Here is a 19736-nt window from a genome sequence, read left to right on the forward strand (position 1 = left end):
GTGGTGGAGCGTAGGTGACTTGTGGCAACTGAGCCATACAGGCCCGACGCATGAGTTTGTTGGCTTTTTGAGCTCTTCGCGCCACGAGCAGTGTGTCAGCCAGAAACTGGCGCGGAAACCAGCACGCTTGGATACAACGGATCGGGCAGCTTGCGACCCTGAAGAGACATACCTCGACAAGATCTCGTCCCCACAAGCTGCCCGTCTTTCGTAGCTCGGCCCCGAGGCGTTTGAAGCTACTATGCCAAAACAATCAGCACCGTACTGGATGCTTTAAACCAGCTCAGCGTTTCCTCCGTTCATGGCTAGATTATTTCCAACACTCGATCACACGGAATTTCGCAGCCAAGGCGAATTCACCCTCTTTCAGGAACTGGCGGCACTCGACGATGGGTTCACCGTCATTCACTCGCTTCCTTGGCTGCGAGGCAGGACCAAGCGGGTGTACTCGCAAGAGCTGCAGAAGTACCTGCAGGTCTCCTTGGAAAAGAAGCACCTGTCCGGAGAAGTGGACTTCGTAATCCTGCATGCGGAACTGGGTATGCTTTGCATCGAGACGAAGTCGGGTCTGTACAAGCCTTCGGGTGTTCGATTCATTCACGAACGTGACGGATACGAAATCGATCCCCTGACTCAGGTCAAGGACAACACTTTCGTCCTCGCCGAGATGCTGCAGTCGTGGCAGATGAAGTGTCCGGTCGGCTACGCAGTACACTTTCCGGACTTCGATATCGAGAGCTCACAGATCGCCAGCGCGTACGTGCCGCTCGGCCGGCCGCTCCCCGACGGCATCCTGATCCTACAGAAGCATCGTCGGGACATACCTTCGCGCATCGTGCAACTGATGGCGCACTGGAAGACCGCACTGAACTATGGCAGCCAGAACAACTTCAGTCGTGAAATCGATCAATTCCTCGACGCCGTCTGGCCGCGGGAAGCGCGGGAAGGCCATCTCGGACGCAAGATCGTTGCTGACGGCGAGTTGTGGCTTCGATTAGACGACAAGCAAGCGAATCAAGTGACCTTGTGCCTCGACTCCGATCGGAGGCTGATCGCGGGTTTCTCGGGCAGCGGCAAGACGCTCATTGCGCGCTCCCTTGCCGAGCAGTTCGCGTCTCAGGACCTCAAGGTACTCTTCCTTCTGAAGAACCGTCAGATCACGCAGAAGGTGGCCGCTCAATTGAACCATCTCGACCAGGCGGTCACAGTTCAGACCTTCCATTCCTACTGTGAGTCCCTGGGCACACGGAACAGGGACAGCAGCTCTGGCGAGACCAACTATGACGAGCATTATCTGGCCCTGCGTGGGAAGGTAGATCGCCAGTACGCGGTGCTGATCGTCGATGAAGCCCAGGCGCTCAACGAGGCGGATCATTTGGCGCTGCACGACCATTTTTCGAATGCGCGCAAGTTCGTCTTTGCTGATGAGCTCCAGGTGCTTCCCGGTATCGAGAAGGGCAGCTTCTATCGATTCCTAGAGGACACCTACGGAGAGCGATTCTTCTATCTGGCGACGGTCTACCGGAATCCCGGAGGCATTACTCAGGCGATGGTGGAGATGCGACCGCCACGGCATGAGGTGAACTGCCCTCGTCCGATCGCCAAGGAGGACTTGTCCAGAGGCATCAGTTGGGATGTTTCCAAGAGGATCCAGACCTTGACGGCGGAGCTCTCGAAGGCCGGTGTCATGAGGCAGGACATGATCGTGCTCAGTCAGTTCTCCTCGTCGCTTGAGGGGATTGATGTCTCACAATCCACAATCTCGGCGTATCGCGGCATGGAGAAGCCCGTCGTCATCGTCGTGGCGGGTATCGACATGGATGACACCACATTGGCTTGCGCTCTCGGGCGGGCAACCACGCGCGCTTACATTATCGTGCCCATCGAACTGATCACATGCCTGAGCCGCGTGAAGTCGGATTTCCTGCGCAAGGGCTTGGAGACGATCGATCTCGCATCGCTGCTCGAACAGGATGAACGTGATCCGGAACCACGAATCATCACCAACAGGGTGAAGAAATACGCAGGCTTAGTCGGAAGACACGAGATATTCGGTGAAGGATTCTCCTATGCAAGTCGATGGAGGCGATGGGTCTATGAAGGTGGAGCTAGATGGAGCAACCGTGGAGTTCAGCTCTGGGGCTGGTGGCTCTCACTAACGACAAGCCTTCCTATCTCCGGGATCGACCCTGAGCGTAACGAGCCGACCGGGTGCTATCTCCACCACTGCGTCGAATGCAACACCATGACACCGCATATGGCGTTTCGTACATGTTTGACTTGCCTGGCCGTACCATTGGACGAATCCAGGGCCACTGAGATCGTCCTGCAGGCGGCCGAATTTTGCATCGCGCGGTCAGGAACGTGGGGGCAATCTCTGATTAAAGTGGCGGCATTGGTCGGTGATTTCCAATTTCCTCGCTCTAATGACGCTGTGCATGGGCAGACTGAAATGCCTGTCCTGTTCCTCGCCACTACGATCGTCGAGTTTCGGATGCGCCAAGGGGCGACAGTTGCCACCAAATCCCAGATGGAGCAGTGGCTGCGAGAGATGTTGGTGGCCAGCGATTTAGATGGCTCAATCGAGAGCCTTGCGGGCCGCACGATCAGTAGTCTCTGCGCCCAGAAGCTACTGCTGAGAATTGGCACTGGCCAATACCGCCTAACGGATCTTCAATAGCCTCGAAAGCGGGGCTCCTTGAATCCCGACCTGTTTGTTCATATTGTGCGGTATCAAGCCTTCGACAGGTCCGCGTCCGTCAACAGCAGTTGCCAGATCCCTTCGCCCATAGCGGCGAAAAAACCGTGTTGAGTAAGACCGGCGAGGCCACTGCGATGGTGCAGATTTCGGTTCGAATCTTCTGTAGCCTGAGTGTGGCGCGGAAGTGCCAACAAGCAGCCAATGGCGAGTGGCCGTTCTTGGCCGATATCCGTCATTGTAAGATTTCAACTAGGGTTTAGTAACACCTTACCGCGTTGGCCGTTTAAACCCTCGGTCCCCCGCCATGAACGCCTCCAGCATATGTGGAATCAGCATCACAGCATCGACTGCTTCACCATACGTCTGCGCATGTTGCTGCGCATAACGGTCGAGTTCCGCTTTCAGGCTGGCTGGACATGCGAAGGTTATTTTTACCGTTTGAGTCGTGGGCAGTGGACCTAAACGCATTTTTTTGATGGTGCTCATTGCGAGACTCCCTTGTTGAAAAAAATCGGCTGGTAAGGTCGCAGCACCAGATCCCGATTCACGATGACGCGCACCGGCAGCCCGGGGCGGCTGGTCAAAGTCGGCTGAATGTTCATGTTGCGGCGGGTCATCTCTTGCCCCACCTGATTGATGCTGTCCTGGGCGCTGTCGCGTCCGGCGATGATGATGCGGTCGCCGTCCTGGCGGTTTTCTGGTGCAGCCAGTTCGGCCCCGACACCCAGCAGCGTGGTCAGCACGGCACCGCCGATGATGCGATCCCAATGCCAGTCCACATCGTCCTCCAGACCGGCATAGCCTGCCGGGTCGGAGCCGACTAAGTTGGCCAGCATGAGCGACGAGGTATCGGGCAGGATGATTCGGTTCCATACAACCTGCACCCGGCTTTGACCGTAACTCACCTGGCTGTTATAGCGGCCCAGGATGCGCGAGCCTTGCGGAATCAACAGATGTCTTCCGGTAGCAGAGTCGTAGACGGGCTCGGTGACGGTGCCGATCACATCGCCCGGTAGATCGGACTTGATGCCTGTGACCAGTGCGGCGGCGATGACCGTTCCGGCCATGACCTGATATGGCGAGGCGGGCATTTGCAGATTGCCGGAATTGCGGGTTTCCGTGGAACCCGATTGCAAGAAAGCCTCTTTCTGGTCTTGCCGGTTCTGTGCTGCGGTGGGGTCGGTGAGTTGCGCTGCCGTGGACGCCGGGCCTGCAGCCAGCGGGTCGAAGGCGACCAAGGAGTTATCCATACCCGGCGCGACAGGCATGGCCTGTGCGACCGTTGCCGTAGGCTGGCTGGACTGGCCCTGCCCGGTACGGAAGAATACCGATGATGCGGCGGCCGCGTCGGCTTCTTTGCGCCGCGCTTCCCGTTCGGCCGCGTCAGCGTCGATACCGGGCGGCGCGTAAGTGGCCACTGAATCGAACCGGATTTTGAGGAGGCTCTAATTCTTGAGAGAATGGAGCCATGAGCAATCAGAACAACAAGTTTTCCCCTGAAGTCCGTGAGCGCGCCGTGCGCTGGGTGCAGGAGCACCGTGACGAGTATCCCTCCCAGTGGGCGGCAGTTCAGTCCATCGCGCCGAAGATCGGCTGCTCGGTTTATACGCTGCTCAAGTGGGTGCAGCGTGCCGAGGTCGATAGCGGTGTACGTCCTGGCGTGAGCACCGAGCAGAGCGAACGCATCAAGGCGCTGGAGCGCGAGGTCAAGGAGCTGCGCCGGGCCAATGAGATTCTGAAGTCCGCGAGCGCTTTTTTCGCCCAGGCGGCGCTCGACCGCGACCTGAAGAAGTAAACGCCTACATCGACCAGCATCGGGATCTGTATGGGGTCGAGCCGATCTGCAAGGTGTTGCAGGTCGCCTCGTCAGCGTACTGGCGCCACGCCGCACGATGCCGCAATCCAGAACGACGAAGCCAACGAGCCAAGAAGGATGAACGGCTCATGGTGCAGATCCAGCGAGTCTGGGAGCAGAACTTTCGGGTGTACGGCGCGCGCAAGGTCTGGAAGCAATTGAATCGGGAAGGCGTGACCGTGGCCCGCTGCACGGTCGAGCGCCTGATGCGGCGCCTCGGCATTGAGGGAGTCCGGCGTGGTAAACGTGTGCGCACCACGGTGCCAGACGGCGCAGCAGCCTGCCCGAGGGATCTGGTGAAGCGGCACTTTGAGGCCGAGCGTCCCAATCAACTGTGGGTAGCGGACTTCACCTACGTGTCGACCTGGCAGGGATGGCTGTATGTTGCCTTCGTCATTGATGCGTATGCCAAGCGTATCGTAGGCTGGCGCGCCGCCAGCAGCATGACGACCGACTTGGTGCTGGACGCGCTGGCGCAAGCCGTCTACGACCGCCGACCCACGGAGGCGGACGGGCTTGTTCATCATTCGGACCGCGGCGCCCAATACGTTTCCATCCGCTATTCCGAGCGGCTGAACGAAGCAGGGATCAACCCGTCAGTGGGCAGCACCGGCAGCGCTTACGACAATGCCTTGGCCGAAACCCTCAACGGCCTGTACAAAACGGAGGTGATTCACCGACGAGCCCCCTGGAAGACCAAGGCTGCCGTAGAGCTGGCCACCCTAGAATGGGTCTCGTGGTTCAACCACCAACGCCTGCTCGGATCTATTGGCGACATACCGCCGGCAGAAGCTGAAGAGCGATACTATCGACAACTTGCAGCACCCGCTGCGGAACCTGTTTCACTTTAACCAAACAGCCTCCGCAATTCCCGGGGTGATTCACGTGGCCCAGCTAGCTGGCGTTTCCTGGATAACCTTGATAGGTCCAAAATAGAGTCGCAACTGGTTGTCAGATGCGATGAAGCGTCCTTTTCTAGAAACATATATGACCAAGCCTGCTGTTGAGTTCGAGGTATTCGATGACGAGTTCTGCCTCATCTACCGCCCACGCGACGGTACTAGTTGGGTTCACGACAGGTTCGCACGCGGCGAGGATTTAGTAGTGAAGGGAACGTTCCACCTCACCCTGCGAGATCTCGTGGAGGACGGTTCAGAGGGGGAAAATTCCGCCAGCGATGATGACAGCGTGTGGATAGGCGTCGACGACGATCGATTGGTGTTTGCCATCGCGACGGGAGAAGGCGAATACTTCAGGTTCAAACCGGAAGTTCTCGAATTTAATACGCAAGTTCTACTGCATCGGGATACGCGACCTAACTGGAAATGGTTCAGTGCAGAGCGCAATGTGTCCATCTTACGCATTATGCAGAGCCTCGACCTTGAACGTATCGTCATCGGCGGTCCAGACCCAGATGCTATCCCGATCAGCGAGTATGAACGACTGTTGCACCAATTTCCGACGCCGCACGAGCTGCGCCGCTATGTCCAGGCACGCGTCGGCACTGTGATTCGCCAGTACACAGAGCCGGCTGTTGATGCGGAAGCACTGCTAAATGCATATGTCAACAAACGCACTGCTGTGACCGTGCCGAACTTGGAGAACCCTTTTCGTCAGTTCGACATTGCCAAGTACGCCTTTGCTCTGGACCGGCTGCGGGCCATGCTGGCTAACGAGGCCGGGACGTCTGAAGCGCAGTGGCAATTAGAGATTGTGGAAATCATCCTGCTGCTGAATCCCAGGTACATCAAGGCATTCACCGAGGTCAGGCTTTTGGATACCGACAACTCCACCTGGCGCCGCATCGACATCCTCTTGGTAGATGCATCTGGCAACGTTGACGTCATCGAGATCAAGAAGCCAATGGGCAAGCCCATCATGCTACCAGCGCGCTACCGCGACCACCACCTGCCGATGCGCGACTTGGTTGGCGCGATGGGTCAGGTTACTCATTACCTAAGATATTTGAACCGGTGGGGACTGCGTGGCGAGGACTACTTGACCCAATTGTTGGGAGCTGACTTGCCTGCGGGCTTCAGGATCCAGATAACCAACCCACTAGGCATTGTGATTATGGGGCGTTGTAACACGCTATCTGAGGTGCAAAGACGTGAGTTTGAAGTGCTGCGCCGTGATTCCAAGGGTATCGTCGACATCATCACCTATGACGATCTGCTGGCGCGGCTTCAGGCGGTACTCGATCAATTGCGCATCGGCCCGGCCCTCAGTGCTGCGCCTGCAACACTGCAAGCCGAATAGTCCATATTGAATGCGATGTGGCTCAGCCAGAGCCTCACCGACCCGCTGTGATTCGGTAATCAACTTTGGCGATCCTTGTCTGGCCACTATATGGTCCGCCAGTCTAGCAGACAGTCGGTCAGTCTTGACTCGCGATCTCTAAGCGAGTATGCTTGACCTCAGATAGATGTACCGGGGCCTGCAAAGGTGTCTATCTGCCTCCTGGAAACAGGGTTCAGCCGTGCTGATATTGAAGAGCACCCGCGAAACGAAGCGCCGCTATGCGGCGCTTCGCCTTTTCCAGCGCCTATTCAGTTACCTACGATTGTGGCTGGGGTCGCGCAGCGGCTCTCCCCGGAATACCTTGGCCGCCATCACCTGAAAGCGAATCCTGCCCTTGCGGTCGTGCGGGACACCGGGACCAGGCGTGCCAAGCGCGCGAACGTAGGCGCTTTCCACCACCATACGCAGGGCATCCTTATCGTGCCGACGCAACCGAAAGTAGATTTCGTAGTCTACTTCCCGGCCTTGGTCGTCAATCGCCCGGATGACCAGCCAGTTTCCCTGCCCGGTGAAGTTGCAGAAGTGCCCATCCAGTGTTCGTACCAACGTCGGCAATGACAGCGACCAGCGGTAGCGGTCAAAGCAGAAAGCCCGTGCTACCTGCCGATGATCGAGTATCCGTCGATCCTGCCCCAAGGCATCAAAATCAAGAGTTTCACCTTCCTTCGGGCCAAAAGATACGCAATGCGAAGTGAACTCAACTTCGATGCGCAGTGTCAGGGCCGGGAAACGGGCTGTCGCGGCGATGGCGAGCTCGAAGGTCGGGCCACGCATATGCGAGAGATCGTAGCGCTGGCCGCTCACTTCGATGAAACCTTGGCTGATACAGCTCACCCACTTCATGACACGACCGCCCAGTTACCCACAAGCATCATGCCATTTCCACCGCTGCGTCAGGGACAGCAGCCATGTCATGCTCGTCAGAATCCGAAACCGGCATAGCGTCCGGGATAGTGCACCGAGCAGTTTCTTCTGCGGCGGCATTGCCAATGAAATCCGCCACGGTCTGCCAGCCCGCGCGTAACTGCGCCTCACCTTTTCCGACGTAGTGGCCCAGGGTCACGTCGCCATTGGTAGCGTGATTGATCATGCGCTTGAGCACACCGCCGGACACCAGTTCTTCGGCAATAGTGGTGAAGGTCGCTCGCATGTCATGGCCCTGCACAGTTGTTCCTGCCTGCTTGTTGATCCAGGCGAGCGTCTTGCGGGCATCCGTAATCGGAAACAAGGGCTCCTCGGGTTTGCGTCTTTCGCACGCTTCTTTTGCAATCGCCAATGCCTCCCGCGACAACAGCAACAGGTGGTTGCTGCGGTTCTTGGTGTCAATCAGCAATATGCGGCCGGTTTCGAGGTTCACGTCTCGAACCCTGATAGGCTCGTAATCGTATTTCTTCTCACCAAGGATCTCGACGCCACGACAACCCGTCAGCAGTTGAAAACGGTAGTAGTTCGCAGCCACCCGACGCGGGCTGGCGCACGCTGCCAGCCACCAGGCACCCAGCTTCTCGGCAGGAATCGGTTTGGGATCGCCCCTCGGGGGCGCCAGCACAATACGATTGCGGCCAGCCGTTTCCTGGCTTAGCGGGTTGTCGTCGATCTTGATTCCTTGCCAGCGCAGAACGGCACGTAAAACCTGCATGGCATAGTCAGCCCGCCGCTTGGAACGACCAAGCAGTTTGGTGTAGGTATCTTTGATGTCCGTGGCCGTAATCGTAGACAACGGCTTGTCAGCCAAGGTCATCAACTCACCATCCGCGAATTTTCTGCCATTCTTGGCAATCTTGCCCGGCTCGACCATTTTGGTGTATTCAGACTTGGTCCGAGCCTTGAGGGGCAAGCCATCTTTGGCCCGCCGCTTTTCTTCAGCATACTCGCGCAAGGCTTCGGCAAGCGTCTGACCATCCGTGGCAGCCTGCGTCTCACGGGCCTGTGCTTCAGCTTGCAAACGCGCTTCTTCTTCAGCGGGCCAATCAACCCCCGCACGGGCAAGCGCTCGGATGCGCTGCGCCTCTGCCCTTGCATCGGCCAACTTGATTTGACCGGTGCCATTGCCATAATCTTGCGGGAGGCGGTACTGACGAACAGCGCTGGTGCCTTGTACGGTATAACGGACGAGAAGCGTTTTGACCCCATCCGGGGCAACCCGCAATTGAAGGCCGCGATCTATCGCGATCTTGTAAGGCTGATCCTTGGGTTTCAGAGCATCAACAGCTCGGCTTGTAAGAAGGGTCATGACAAGTGTCTCTCAAGATTTCCACCTAGCGATTTGGATTGCTTGGGATGGCTTCAATGCTTCCCGTGTCCCGCTGGTGTCCCAAAAATACTGCGCTTGATTGATGATATATGAGAACACTTAAATCAAAATATATCAATATCTAGTTGATATTAAAGAGTATTTTTTGTCTCACTAAGTCTCGCTCGATCTCATAAAATACGGTATTCGAGGCATCATAATCCGCAGGTCCCCTGTTCGAATCAGGGATGCGCCACCAGAATTTTCCTTGTTTATCAAGGCTCTATCGCCACCCTGGACGGTGGCGATTTCTTTTTCCGGGCTCTTCCCCATTTTCGGGGAATCAGGGCATTCGTCAGACTCGGTTGATCACACCATTCCAACCGCATTGAGCCAAGACTCTCATGCGGTAATTCTCAAAAGTCACTTCCAATCCGATGCGTGTGCGTCAGCTTGCGTTGGCGCACGCCGCCGCCGTGTGGGCCTCGAACACCTCCAGACGGTAGGTCTCGGTTGATCTCAGACACGGCCGGATACCGGCAAATCGGTGGCGAAAATAGCGGTTGCTGTCGGTGCAGTGGGACTTGGGTACGCTCAGGTGCAGCACCACCAGTTGGTTGCCCTGACGCGTGTGCTTGACCGCCGAAACTCAATTTGCTTCGGTTAAAGGCTAAGCATCTACTGCAGCGCTATTTCAGCGATTCGAGCATTTCCCGCCGCAGAATCGCATTGATGCGCGACTGATAGCCTTTGCCCTGCGACCGCAGCCAGGCCAGGACATCCGAGTCAATACGAATGGTCGTGGAGGTCTTGGTGGGTTTGTAGAACTTGCCGCGCTCGGCATTCTTCCAGAACTCCGCCGTCAGCGGCGGCACGTCGCTGTAATCAATGTCTTTGTCGGCGCGCTCCGCCAAGGCCGCCAACTCGGCCTTCTGCTTTTCGGTCAAGGGCGGCAGCTTGGTCAGATCCACCTTGTGTTTAACGGCTTTCTTGCTCATAACGTCGCCTTTCTTTCCTGTCGGCCGCTCTGGCCGAGATGATACGGATGATCTCGACAACCTGGTCATTCTCGTTGACCTCGAAGCTCTCACTCCATGCTTACGCAGATTGGTAGCCGCTTTCGCGGCATCCCATTCAAAGCGCGTCAACATACGAAAACGTTACTACAAAACTGTATTTCATGCAATGCTCCAGTTGTCAACCGGGATACATCCACCCTCGTGCGAACTCGGCTTCGGGCCGTGAGTTTTCCGTTCTCTGTCCAAAGCCAGCCGCTTGAGCGCATGAGCCTGCTGCGTGCGCTCCTTCTCTTGTCATCGGATGACGGCGCTATGTCGCACACGCCGCCGATTGCCTGCCATCATATGCAGTTCCAACGCCCCGGAGTCGATCAGCCTGACCATATACGGTCGGCTGACGCCGGCCAACCGTGCCGCCTGCTCAGTGGTCAGTACCGGATCAGGATCAGGCGCTGGCCTTCCGCGCAAGCGTCAACTAGCTTGATCTGGCCTGGGCCATCCTCGTATTCCTGTGGAAGCGTGTATTGGCGCTCATCGTCCGTTCCCTTTACGGTATGGCGCACCACACCAGCATCGTTCGCAGGCCATCGGGCGCAAGGCGAAGCTGAATACCTCGATCTATGGTGATCTTGTACGAACGGGATTCAGGTTTGTGAGCGTCAACAGCACGAGCAGTCAAAGCAGGCATGGATGTCTTCGCGGCCGGATTGCCAGCCAGCCAGCGAGAGGCCGTCAGGTGAGTCCGTGTCCGAACTGTGTCCGAAAAAACTGAAGATCAAATGCCATTCCGCAGGTCCCCTGTTCGAATCAGGGATGCGCCGCCAAGGAATATCAAGGGTTTAGCGATCACAGAAACGCAGCCCGCCAGCCGAAAGGTCCGCGGCTAAGTTGATGCGAAAATGACGTCTTCCTGTGATGGAGGTCGATATTCGTTCTCTCCTATGACCCGAGCACAACGAATCCGCCACGCCCAGAGCGGTCCGGACTGAATCACAATAAACCCCGCGGGCTGTCGAGAAGCCAGCCAAGAAATTAAGCCTCGCCATCGAAGGATCGCGGGGCCTTGTTATTATCACCTACGCCAATCATCACGATGGCGCCTATCAAATTCGCGGTAGTATCGATCGATAGAGACCAGCACCTCGAAGTGGCGAAGCACAATCTCGTCGCCGCCCCATCCAATATTGCAGCGCCCATTCAGCAGCTTTCCGGGGTGAACGCCATTGATGTAGTGCGCACGGCAAATGTACAACGGAACCGTGCCATTTTGATCAACCCCGCCCCGGATTGCTCCGGCGGGCAGCCGCCCATTCCAGGTACGCCATTCAACCCCATCCATGGCATTCGTCATGTGGGGAAGGGCTAAAGCAAATCCGGACAGCAGCGTAGTCAGGGTTCGTCTCATTTCCTATCCGCTCCGAGTTGTTGGTAGTAGGCAGATGAGATTAGCAGTATTTAGTTACACGCACAAGATTCCGGAATGAGGTTGGCGGCCGCTCAATACGCCGGAGTTCCTGGGTGCGAATCCCGGCCGCGCTCCCGTTGTTTCCTCCAGCAGCCACCGCTATACGAGCAGAAATGGAAAGGCCCCGCCTCTTGGCGGGGCCTTACTGCCTTCGGGGCAGTGGGCACGTACACGAAGGTAGTGCAGTTTGGACCACCTGAGGGGTAGTCGCACTGCCTTGCGGCAGTGACTTAACAGTAGCCCCGATCCGCTGGAAAAAGAACTAGGGTTTTCACTTACGGTTCTTGATCCGCCCGGCCTTTTTGCCTGGAAGCTTGAGTTCGCTGACGATGACGCCGGCAACGATGAGGACGCCGCCCAGCAGGGCGAGGCCGGGCAGGCGCTCGCCCGCGAGGCGGCCGATGATGCCGGCCCAGACGGGTTCGCCGGCGTAGATCACGGTGGCTCGCGTGGGCGAGACGGACTTCTGCGCCCAATTCATGGTGAGCTGGATCAGGGCGCTTGCCAAGCCCAGCGCCGTGGCGATGCCGACCAGCAGCCATGAGAAGGGCGGCACGGATTCGCCGGTGAGGGGCATGCCCAGCAGCGCGAGCAGCGAGGTGCAGGCCAGTTGCACGACGGTCACGCGGCGGCTGTCGACGGTGCCGGCGTATCGGCTGATGAGAATGATCTCGGCGGCGATGGACAGGGCGCCGATGAGGGTCAGCAGTTCGCCTTTGCCCAGTTCCAGCGCGCCGGCGTCGGGGCCGGTCAGCAGGACCAGGCCGGTGAAGGCCAGGGCAACGCCGATCCAGCTCATGAGGCTGGGCGGGCGCTTCAGCACGCACCACTGGAGCAGGGGGACCATGGGGACGTACATGGCTGTGATGAATGCGGACTTGCTGCTGCTGATGGTCTGCAAGCCATAGGTCTGCAGGGCGTATCCGAAGAAAATGCATACGCCGATGGAAGATCCCGCCAGGATTTCGCGCAGGGTCAGCCCGCGCAGGACCTTGCAGGAGAGCAGCGCCGCCAGCAGGGCGGCCATGGCGAAGCGCAGGGCGACGAAGAACAGGGGGCCGCTCGCGGTAAGGGCGGTCTGGACGGCGAGGAAGGTTCCGCCCCACACCATGGTGACGGCGATGAGGGCCAGCTCCTGACGGTTCAAGGCCGGGAAGCGGAAACGTTCCTGCTGGGGTTGGGGCATGATGGGGGAGAGTGCTTCAGGAGAACGAGGTGTGCGCGCATAGTAACAGGGCGGCGCGGCAAGCGAGGCATAACCATGCACTTCACCTACCTTTTGATGCCGGCAGGCTCTAGAATGGACGCTTTCGTTTTTCGTTGCCGCCGGCGGCCGCTGCGCGCCGACGCATCACGTTTTTCGGCGGCGGCGCCGCATTCCGCATTCTGATTCGAGACCCCATGAGCATTGCATTCTTGAAGCGTTGTTGGGAGCACATACTGCATGACATCGTCGCGCCCACGCGGCCGTCGTCGCATCAGTTGGTAAGGCTGGCCACTCCGTTCGGCCGCGGCGCGTCGGTGCGCCGCCAGGCGGCGCTGGTCATCACGGCAAGGGTGCAGTTCCTGAGCCTGATTTTCGCCGTTCTCGTGCCGGCCTGCGCCATCATCGACCTGGCGCTGTTCGACTGGAAAACGGGCTCGCTGCTCACCGGCCTGCGTGTCGCGGCGGGCGCGGCGTTCGCGGCGATCGCCTGGTCGGGCGAACGCGGAGGCGCCCACCGCTATGCCTGGGCCATTTTGCGGCTCCTGGCCATGCTGCTGGTTCCCACGGTGTTCTATCTTGCGGTGCTGCATATCACGAGCGGGCTGGAGCTCACGCGCGCACAACTGCTGGCGGTCCAGCTCTACGGCCTGATGCCGACCATCGTGCTGGCGGGCCTGGCGATTTTTCCTCTGTCGGCGCTCGAAATCCTGCTGTATTCCGTCCCTGTGCTGGGCATTGCCTCCTGGGGGCTGATGGATCCGGACGTGGGCCTGTCGCTGCTGCGGCACGGCCCCATCTACTGGTTCATGTTCATGATGATCGGCGTGGCCATGATTTCCGGAATGAGCCAGTCGCACTACATGGAAAGCCTGGTGCACCATGCAAGCATGGACCCTTTGACCGGCGTGCAGACCCGGCGCGCGGGCATCGAAGCGATCGAGCAGGCCATGAAGCGCGCGCAATTGCAGGGCCGGCCTTTGACCATCATGTTCCTGGACATCGACCATTTCAAGCAGATCAATGATTCCTTCGGCCACGACGCGGGCGACCGGGCCCTGATCGCGTTTGCGCAGGCGCTGCGCCAGAACATGCGGCGCGACGACGTCCTGATCCGGTGGGGCGGGGAAGAGTTCGTGGCGGCCTTGCCCGGCATGCCCATGGATGCCGTGCCGGCGCTGCTGGAAAAGATGCGCGCCAATGGGCTGGGGCTGCGGGTGGACGGCAAGCCGCTGGAAGCGTCGATCGGCATCGCCGAAAGCGCGGCCGACCACTGCGCCGACTGGGCCAGGCTCGTGCAGCTGGCCGATGAGCGCATGTACCAGGCCAAGGAACTGGGCCGCGCGCGCGCCATGCTGCCCGAAGGGCGGGTCGTTGACATGAGCGCGAAAAGCGACGCGGGCGCCGGGGCCTGACGCTCAGGCCAAAAAGCGCACATGAAAAAGGCATCCGGATTGCTCCGGATGCCTGATCATTCAATATTCTTCGGCAAGTTGCTCTTGGCAAGTCTTGGTGGGTGCTGACGGGTTCGAACCGCCGACCTACGCCTTGTAAGGGCGCCGCTCTACCAGCTGAGCTAAGCACCCATTGCTCTTGTGGTCAACGCCTTGCGGCTGACAACACTGGGGCCACCACTATTGCTGCTACGACTACTACGAATCAAGACGAAAATTATATCCCAAGCCCGTGCCGCTTGGCAACTTGCAACTGCGCTTTCAGTTGACCGCGTCTTTCAGGGCCTTGCCGGGGCGGAACTTGGGCACACGCGCTTTCTTGATCTTGATGGCCTCGCCGGTGCGCGGATTGCGCCCGGTGCGGGCCGCGCGCTCGGAAACCGCAAACGTACCAAAGCCTACGAGAGTGACGGTGCCTTTCTTTTTTAGTGTCGTCTTGACAGCACCGATGAAAGCCTCGAGTGCACGGCCAGCATCAGCCTTGGACAAATCGGCTTTAGTGGAGATATGTTCGATAAGCTCGGTTTTGTTCATTAAGGATTACCCCTAAAAATTATTGTGGTCGAGCCGCCCGGAAAGGCGGCTGGACATTCGATGGAAAGATACGAAGCATGCGCGGCACTGCCCGTATGACCCGCCATGGACAAAGCAGGCGCAACCGGGTGGCATGACAGCCCGCAAGCTCACTCGGCTGGCTAACGCGTATTAAGCCTTTGAACGAAAGGGCTGTCAAGAGAAAAAACGGCTCAAAACCCGCGCGGTTGTTGGCTGTTGTGTTTTTATGCCGCGGAAATAGTTAATTTTGTAAAGTTTGCCGCGGAACCCGCCCGCGGATCTTCGTTTTGTGATATTTGCCGGAACCGGCGGCGGCCGGCGCTTACGCCAGCGCCTGTTCGAAATCGCCGATCAAGTCCTCGATGTCTTCTATGCCGATGGAGACGCGCAGGAAGTTGTCGGAAATCCCCATTTGCGCGCGGCGTTCCGGACCCATTTCATAATAAATGGTGTGCGCCATCGGCAGCACCAGCGTGCGGTTGTCGCCCAGGTGGGTGGCCAGCGCCAGCACCTTGAGCCGGTTCAGGAAATCGAACACGTCGATTTCCGGCACCAGCTCGATGCCCATCAGGCCGCCGTAGCGCTTGCCGAAGAGCGCCGCGGCCCGTTCATGCTGGGCATGCGTCGGCAGGCCCGGATAATGCACTTTGGCGACCTTGGGATGCCGGCTCAAGGCCTGGGCGAGCGCCAGGGCGTTCGAGCAGATCTTGTCCATGCGCAGGGCGAGCGTCTCCGCGCCCACCGCCAGCCGGTGCGCCGCTTCCGCCGACAAGGTGCCGCCCATGTCGCGCAGGCCTTTTTTCTTGATCTGCGTCAGCCCCCACGACACCGGGTTTCCCTTCCGGTAGGGCTCGGCGATGTTCGCATAGCCGCTCCAGTCGTAAAGGCCGGTGTTCGTCACGGCCCCGCCCAGGGCGTTCCCATGCCCGCCGATATGCTTGGACAGCGAATTGACCACCAGCGACGCGCCGACTTTCACGCCCTGGCACAGCAGCGGCGACGTGAGCGTGTTGTCGACCACATACACCAGTTTCCTGCTTGCGCAGTACCGGCCTATGGCTTCCAGGTCGGCCACTTGCGTGCCGGGATTGGCCAGCGTCTCGGTGAACACCATCTTGGTTTCGGGGCGCACCGCGGCCTCGACGTTGCGCGCGTCCGTGGCGTCGACCAGCGTCACCTGGACGCCCAGGTCGCTGAGCGTGCCGAGCAGGCTGTTCGTGTTGCCGAATATGTGCTGGCTGCTGATCAGGTGGTCCCCGGCCTTGAGCAAGGTCAGGAAGGTGGCGGCCAGGGCGGCCATGCCCGTGGCGAAGCTGACCGTGCCCGTGCCGCCTTCCATCACCGTGATCTTGTCTTCCAGCGCGGCGGTCGTGGGAGTGCCCTGGCGCGCGTAGGTGAAGCCCGCCTTGCCCTGGAACACCGCCGCCAGCTCGCGCGAATCGGCGAAGGCGTACTCGGACGACGGGTGCATGGGCTTGTGGATGGCGCCGTGCTCGACCGACGCGCGCCGGTCGGAATGAACGATGGTTGTGGTGAATCCGTTATTGGCCATGATGACGATCAGTCTGTGTGATTGAATTGAATGAGTGCTCCGGCAAGCGCCGGCGGAAGAATGGGACGGCGCCGACGGGCCTAGGGCTGCCGGCGCTGCCGCACCGATTCGTACAGGCAGACGGCGCTGGCCACGCTGACGTTCAGGCTTTCGACCGAGCCTCGCATGGGAATGCTGACGAGCTCGTCGCAGGTTTCCCGCGTCAGGCGGCGCATGCCCTCGCCCTCGGCGCCCATCACCCACGCCATCGGCCGGCGCGCGTCCACTTGGTGGATGCCGGCCTCGGCCTGGTCGTCGGCGCCCACCAGCCATACGTCTCTTTCCTTCAGCCGCCGCATGGTGCGCGCCAGATTGGTCACCATGATGTAGGGCACGGTGTCGGCCGCCCCGCAGGCGACGCGCTGCACCGTGGTGTTCAGGCCCACCGCACGGTCCCGCGGGGCGATCACCGCATGGACGCCGGCCGCATCGGCGGTCCGCAGGCATGCGCCCAGGTTGTGCGGGTCCGTCACGCCGTCCAGTATCAGCAGCAGGGCCGGCTCCTTCCCTTCAAGCAAGTCCAGCACTTCGTCGACGTCGACCGCCAGCGCATGGGCCTGGGCCAGCGCGACCACGCCCTGGTGCCGCGTGCCGTGGGCCAGCCCGTCCAGCCTTTCGGCGGGAACCGGGCGGACGCGGACCTTGGCCGCCTGTGCCTGCTCGATGAGCGCCTGCATGCGCTTGTCGCGGCGCGAGGCCTCGACGTAGAGTTCTTTGATCGATTCGGGCGCGTGGCGCAAGCGGGCCGTTACCGCGTGAAAGCCGGCCAGGACCTGGTGGGACGACATGGTGTTCCTTGAAGTGTGTATGGCCTGATTTTAATCCCGCCCGTGAGCGCGCGCCGCCGTCGCGCGGCGCGCGCTCACGGGCCGGTTTTCATCGGCGGTTGCGGCCGGATTTCCGGGGCGCTTCGGCCTTGGCGCCGCGCTTGGCCGCCGCCCGGCGCTGCCGCGAGGTGGTGCCCTTGAGCGCGGCGGGCTTGGTGGGCGCCGCCCGCTTCACCTTGCTGCGCGCTTCCGTGGGAGCGGGTTCCGATTCGGCCTTCAAGGCCTTGAACCCCGTGCCCTTGACCAGCCTGAATTCGATGCGCCGCGCTTCGAGGTCGACGCGCGCGACCTGCACCTGCACCTGGTCGGTGAGGCGAAAGCGTATGCCGGTGCGCTCGCCGCGCAGTTCGTTCATGGACTCGTTGTACTGGAAGTAATCGGAACCCAGCTCGGATACGTGCACCATGCCTTCCACGAACAGGGTTTCGAGCGTGATGAAGATGCCGAAGCTTGCAACGCCCGTGACCCGGCCGCTGAAGACCTCGCCGACGCGCTCCTTCATGAACCAGCACTTGAGCCAGGCTTCGACGTCGCGCGAGGCGTCGTCGGCCCGGCGTTCGCGGGCGGACAGCAGCAAGCCCAGCTTTTCCCAGGCGGCGTGTTCGCGTTCGCCTTGCGGCAGGGCGGCCAGGCTGGAGATGTCGTCGACTTCGGGGACGTAGCGCCGGCCTTGCAATATGCCTTTGATGACGCGGTGCGTGAGCAGGTCGGGATAGCGCCGGATGGGAGACGTGAAATGCGCGTAGTGCTCGTAGGACAGCCCGAAGTGGCCGGTGTGCTCGGGGCTGTAGATGGCCTGCTGCAGGGATCGCAGGCACATGGTTTGAATGATCTCGAAGTCGGGCCGGTTGCGCGCTTCTTTGAGCAGGCGGGCGTAGTCCTGGGTGCTGGGATCGTCGCCGCCTTCGAGCGTGAGGCCGAGGTTGCGCAGGTAGTCGCGCAGCGCCTGCAGCTTCTCGGGTGTGGGCCCTTCGTGCACGCGATACAGGCCGTGCCGCTTGTTGCGCTTCATGAATTCGGCGGCGCAGGTGTTGGCGGCAAGCATGCATTCTTCGATCAGCTTGTGCGCGTCGTTGCGCAGGTAGGCCTCGATGCGCTCGATCTTGCCGAGCGGATTGCAGACGATGCGGGTCTCGACCGTGTCGAAGTCGATGGCGCCGCGTTTCAGGCGGGCGCTTGCAAACAGTTGATAGAGTTCGTACAGATGCCGCACGTGGGGCATGACTTCGTGCATGGACTGCGCGGCCGGGCCGGCGGGCTGCTGCAAGGCCGCCCAGACGTCGGTGTACGTGGTGCGCGCATGCGAATGGATGACGGCATCATAGAACTGGTAGGCCGTGATGCTGCCCGCCTTGCTGCCGTTCGCCGCGATGACCATGTCGCAGACCAGGACCAGCCGGTCGACCTGCGGATTCAATGAGCAGATGCCGTTGGACAGGGATTCGGGCAGCATGGGGATCACGCGCCGCGGGAAATACACGCTGGTGCCGCGCTCGAGGGCGTCGGCGTCCAGGCCGTCGCCGGGCTTTACGTAATGCGTGACGTCGGCAATGGCGACCAACAGCCGCCAGCCCGGGCGGCGCCGCTTTTCCGTGCCCAGTTCGACCGGCATGCAGAACACGGCGTCGTCGAAGTCGCGCGCGTCTTCGCCGTCTATCGTGATGAAGGGGACGTCGCGCAAATCGACCCGGCCGCGGAGGTCGGCCGGCCTGACCGTGGGCGGCACCTTGGCCGCCTGCTCGACGGCGGCCTCGGAAAAGACGTGGGGCACGTCGAACTTGCGCACGGCGATTTCGATTTCCATGCCGGGATCGTCGATTTCGCCCAGGACTTCGACCACCCTGCCCAGGGGCTGCGTATGCCGGGTGGGCTGCTGCACGATCTCCACCGTGACGACCTGGCCGTGCTCGGCCTCGCCCGTATCGGAGGCGGGGATCAGGATGTCGTGCTTGATGCGCTGGTCTTCGGGCACCACGATGAAGGCGCCGCGCTCTTTGAGGAAACGCCCGACCAGCTTGTTGGTGCGCCGCTCGACCACTTCGACGATGGCGCCCTGGGGCTTGCCGCGGTATTCGCCGTCTTGCTTGGCCAGCACCCGGTCGCCGTGCAGCACCTTGAGCATTTCGCGCGGCGGCAGGAAGAGGTCGGGCCCGCCGTCGTCGCGCAGCAGGAACCCGAAGCCGTCGCGGTGGCCCTGGACCTTGCCGGCGATGAAGTCGAGCTGGTTGTTCAGCAGGATGCGGCCTTGGGGGTTGAAGAGGATCTGGTTGTCGCGCTCCATGGCCTTGAGGCGGCGCTCGAAGCCCACGGACAGGGGAAAAGAGGCGCCGACGGCGGCGGCCAGCGCCTTGGGGGCGATAGGTTTTTCGGCGCTGCGCAGATACTGCAAAATGACTTCACGACTGGGTACGTCCGGGTCGAAATCGGGCGGCGGGTCTTGCAGGCCCGCCACGATTTCCTTGTTGTTGCTGTCGTTCTTAGATTTGCGTGTCAAAGGTGGTTTCCATTTCATCAAAAAGCGCGCTATACTT

16 protein-coding genes, 1 tRNA gene, 1 pseudogene and 1 other annotated feature are annotated in these 19736 nt (G+C 60.2%); of the genes and pseudogenes, 4 read left to right on the plus strand and 14 right to left on the minus strand.

Annotation, left to right across the window (positions count from 1 at the left end; genetic code table 11):
* The first annotated feature begins 301 nt into the window (after window positions 1–301).
* Window positions 302–2680: an AAA family ATPase gene (locus tag H0A72_RS16335; RefSeq protein WP_180157272.1), complete on the plus strand. Its 2379-nt coding sequence runs from the start codon at window positions 302–304 to the stop codon at window positions 2678–2680.
* A gap of 53 nt (window positions 2681–2733) precedes the next feature.
* On the opposite strand, the gene H0A72_RS16340 is transcribed toward H0A72_RS16335, so the two are convergent.
* The 3 genes and pseudogenes from H0A72_RS16340 to H0A72_RS16350 form a co-directional block, all read right to left on the minus strand.
* Window positions 2734–2937: a hypothetical protein gene (locus H0A72_RS16340; RefSeq protein WP_180157274.1), complete on the minus strand. Its 204-nt coding sequence runs from the start codon at window positions 2935–2937 to the stop codon at window positions 2734–2736.
* Window positions 2938–2968: 31 nt separating this feature from the next.
* Window positions 2969–3187 (minus strand): DUF2274 domain-containing protein, encoded by a 219-nt coding sequence (locus tag H0A72_RS16345; RefSeq protein ID WP_180157276.1) that lies wholly within the window; start codon window positions 3185–3187, stop codon window positions 2969–2971.
* Window positions 3184–4122 (minus strand): annotated as a pseudogene (locus H0A72_RS16350) (TraB/TrbI/VirB10 family type IV secretion system protein); the annotation flags it as partial. The pseudogene H0A72_RS16350 and the gene H0A72_RS16345, both read right to left, overlap by 4 nt.
* Before the next feature lie 47 nt (window positions 4123–4169).
* Here H0A72_RS16350 and H0A72_RS16355 point away from each other — a divergent pair.
* A protein-coding gene (locus H0A72_RS16355) for an IS3 family transposase (protein ID WP_425502552.1) occupies window positions 4170–5407 on the plus strand; the annotation gives its coding sequence in 2 pieces (ribosomal slippage) (window positions 4170–4452 and window positions 4452–5407; 1239 coding nt in all).
* Window positions 4451–4567, plus strand: a sequence feature (AL1L pseudoknot). (Overlaps the previous gene by 117 nt.)
* A 136-nt stretch (window positions 5408–5543) precedes the next feature.
* Window positions 5544–6815 (plus strand): Shedu immune nuclease family protein, encoded by a 1272-nt coding sequence (locus H0A72_RS16360; RefSeq protein WP_180157280.1) that lies wholly within the window; start codon window positions 5544–5546, stop codon window positions 6813–6815.
* Between the two features lie 294 nt (window positions 6816–7109).
* Here the strand turns inward: H0A72_RS16360 and H0A72_RS16365 are convergent, their stop codons facing one another.
* The 6 genes from H0A72_RS16365 to H0A72_RS16390 form a co-directional block, all read right to left on the minus strand.
* Window positions 7110–7700: a hypothetical protein gene (locus H0A72_RS16365; protein WP_180157282.1), complete on the minus strand. Its 591-nt coding sequence runs from the start codon at window positions 7698–7700 to the stop codon at window positions 7110–7112.
* A gap of 28 nt (window positions 7701–7728) precedes the next feature.
* Window positions 7729–9090: a tyrosine-type recombinase/integrase gene (locus tag H0A72_RS16370; RefSeq protein ID WP_180157284.1), complete on the minus strand. Its 1362-nt coding sequence runs from the start codon at window positions 9088–9090 to the stop codon at window positions 7729–7731.
* 689 nt (window positions 9091–9779) lie between these two features.
* Window positions 9780–10088, minus strand: a complete 309-nt coding sequence (locus H0A72_RS16375; RefSeq protein ID WP_180157286.1) for a BrnA antitoxin family protein — start codon at window positions 10086–10088, stop codon at window positions 9780–9782.
* 315 nt (window positions 10089–10403) lie between these two features.
* Window positions 10404–10577 carry an excisionase family DNA-binding protein gene (locus tag H0A72_RS22520; protein ID WP_425502551.1) on the minus strand — a complete coding sequence of 58 codons (174 nt, stop codon included), beginning with the start codon at window positions 10575–10577 and terminating at the stop codon, window positions 10404–10406.
* A 604-nt stretch (window positions 10578–11181) separates the two neighbouring features.
* On the minus strand, window positions 11182–11514 hold the full coding sequence (locus H0A72_RS16385; RefSeq protein ID WP_180157290.1) for a DM9 repeat-containing protein: 333 nt from the start codon (window positions 11512–11514) through the stop codon (window positions 11182–11184).
* A gap of 331 nt (window positions 11515–11845) precedes the next feature.
* On the minus strand, window positions 11846–12760 hold the full coding sequence (locus H0A72_RS16390) for a DMT family transporter (RefSeq protein WP_180157292.1): 915 nt from the start codon (window positions 12758–12760) through the stop codon (window positions 11846–11848).
* A gap of 215 nt (window positions 12761–12975) precedes the next feature.
* On the opposite strand from H0A72_RS16390, the gene H0A72_RS16395 reads away from it, so the two are divergent.
* Window positions 12976–14193, plus strand: a complete 1218-nt coding sequence (locus H0A72_RS16395; protein WP_180157294.1) for a GGDEF domain-containing protein — start codon at window positions 12976–12978, stop codon at window positions 14191–14193.
* A 95-nt stretch (window positions 14194–14288) separates the two neighbouring features.
* Here H0A72_RS16395 and H0A72_RS16400 read toward each other — a convergent pair.
* From H0A72_RS16400 to rnr, 5 genes are all read right to left on the minus strand, one after another.
* Window positions 14289–14364: transfer RNA gene (locus H0A72_RS16400), tRNA-Val, on the minus strand.
* A 129-nt stretch (window positions 14365–14493) separates the two neighbouring features.
* A complete protein-coding gene (locus tag H0A72_RS16405; RefSeq protein WP_093970339.1) occupies window positions 14494–14766 on the minus strand; it encodes an HU family DNA-binding protein in 273 nt (90 codons plus the stop codon).
* A gap of 343 nt (window positions 14767–15109) precedes the next feature.
* Window positions 15110–16339, minus strand: a complete 1230-nt coding sequence (locus H0A72_RS16410; protein WP_180157295.1) for a cystathionine gamma-synthase family protein — start codon at window positions 16337–16339, stop codon at window positions 15110–15112.
* 80 nt (window positions 16340–16419) lie between these two features.
* On the minus strand, window positions 16420–17166 hold the full coding sequence (rlmB, locus tag H0A72_RS16415) for a 23S rRNA (guanosine(2251)-2'-O)-methyltransferase RlmB (RefSeq protein ID WP_180157297.1): 747 nt from the start codon (window positions 17164–17166) through the stop codon (window positions 16420–16422).
* A gap of 88 nt (window positions 17167–17254) precedes the next feature.
* A complete protein-coding gene (gene rnr, locus H0A72_RS16420; protein WP_180157299.1) occupies window positions 17255–19699 on the minus strand; it encodes a ribonuclease R in 2445 nt (814 codons plus the stop codon).
* Between the last annotated feature and the right edge of the window lie 37 nt (window positions 19700–19736).

This window comes from Parapusillimonas granuli, assembly GCF_013416525.1.
Classification (GTDB): Bacteria; Pseudomonadota; Gammaproteobacteria; order Burkholderiales; family Burkholderiaceae_B; genus Parapusillimonas; species Parapusillimonas granuli.

Coding starts and splice junctions, on each gene's coding strand:
- rlmB (WP_180157297.1), bottom strand. CDS start 17,166: ATGTCGTCCCACCAGGTCCTGGCCGGCTTTCACGCGGTAACGGCCCGC.
- H0A72_RS16365 (WP_180157282.1), bottom strand. CDS start 7,700: ATGAAGTGGGTGAGCTGTATCAGCCAAGGTTTCATCGAAGTGAGCGGC.
- H0A72_RS16370 (WP_180157284.1), bottom strand. CDS start 9,090: ATGACCCTTCTTACAAGCCGAGCTGTTGATGCTCTGAAACCCAAGGAT.
- H0A72_RS16385 (WP_180157290.1), bottom strand. CDS start 11,514: ATGAGACGAACCCTGACTACGCTGCTGTCCGGATTTGCTTTAGCCCTT.
- H0A72_RS16340 (WP_180157274.1), bottom strand. CDS start 2,937: ATGACGGATATCGGCCAAGAACGGCCACTCGCCATTGGCTGCTTGTTG.
- H0A72_RS16360 (WP_180157280.1), top strand. CDS start 5,544: ATGACCAAGCCTGCTGTTGAGTTCGAGGTATTCGATGACGAGTTCTGC.
- H0A72_RS16375 (WP_180157286.1), bottom strand. CDS start 10,088: ATGAGCAAGAAAGCCGTTAAACACAAGGTGGATCTGACCAAGCTGCCG.
- H0A72_RS16410 (WP_180157295.1), bottom strand. CDS start 16,339: ATGGCCAATAACGGATTCACCACAACCATCGTTCATTCCGACCGGCGC.
- H0A72_RS16405 (WP_093970339.1), bottom strand. CDS start 14,766: ATGAACAAAACCGAGCTTATCGAACATATCTCCACTAAAGCCGATTTG.
- H0A72_RS16390 (WP_180157292.1), bottom strand. CDS start 12,760: ATGCCCCAACCCCAGCAGGAACGTTTCCGCTTCCCGGCCTTGAACCGT.
- H0A72_RS16335 (WP_180157272.1), top strand. CDS start 302: ATGGCTAGATTATTTCCAACACTCGATCACACGGAATTTCGCAGCCAA.
- H0A72_RS16395 (WP_180157294.1), top strand. CDS start 12,976: ATGAGCATTGCATTCTTGAAGCGTTGTTGGGAGCACATACTGCATGAC.
- H0A72_RS16345 (WP_180157276.1), bottom strand. CDS start 3,187: ATGAGCACCATCAAAAAAATGCGTTTAGGTCCACTGCCCACGACTCAA.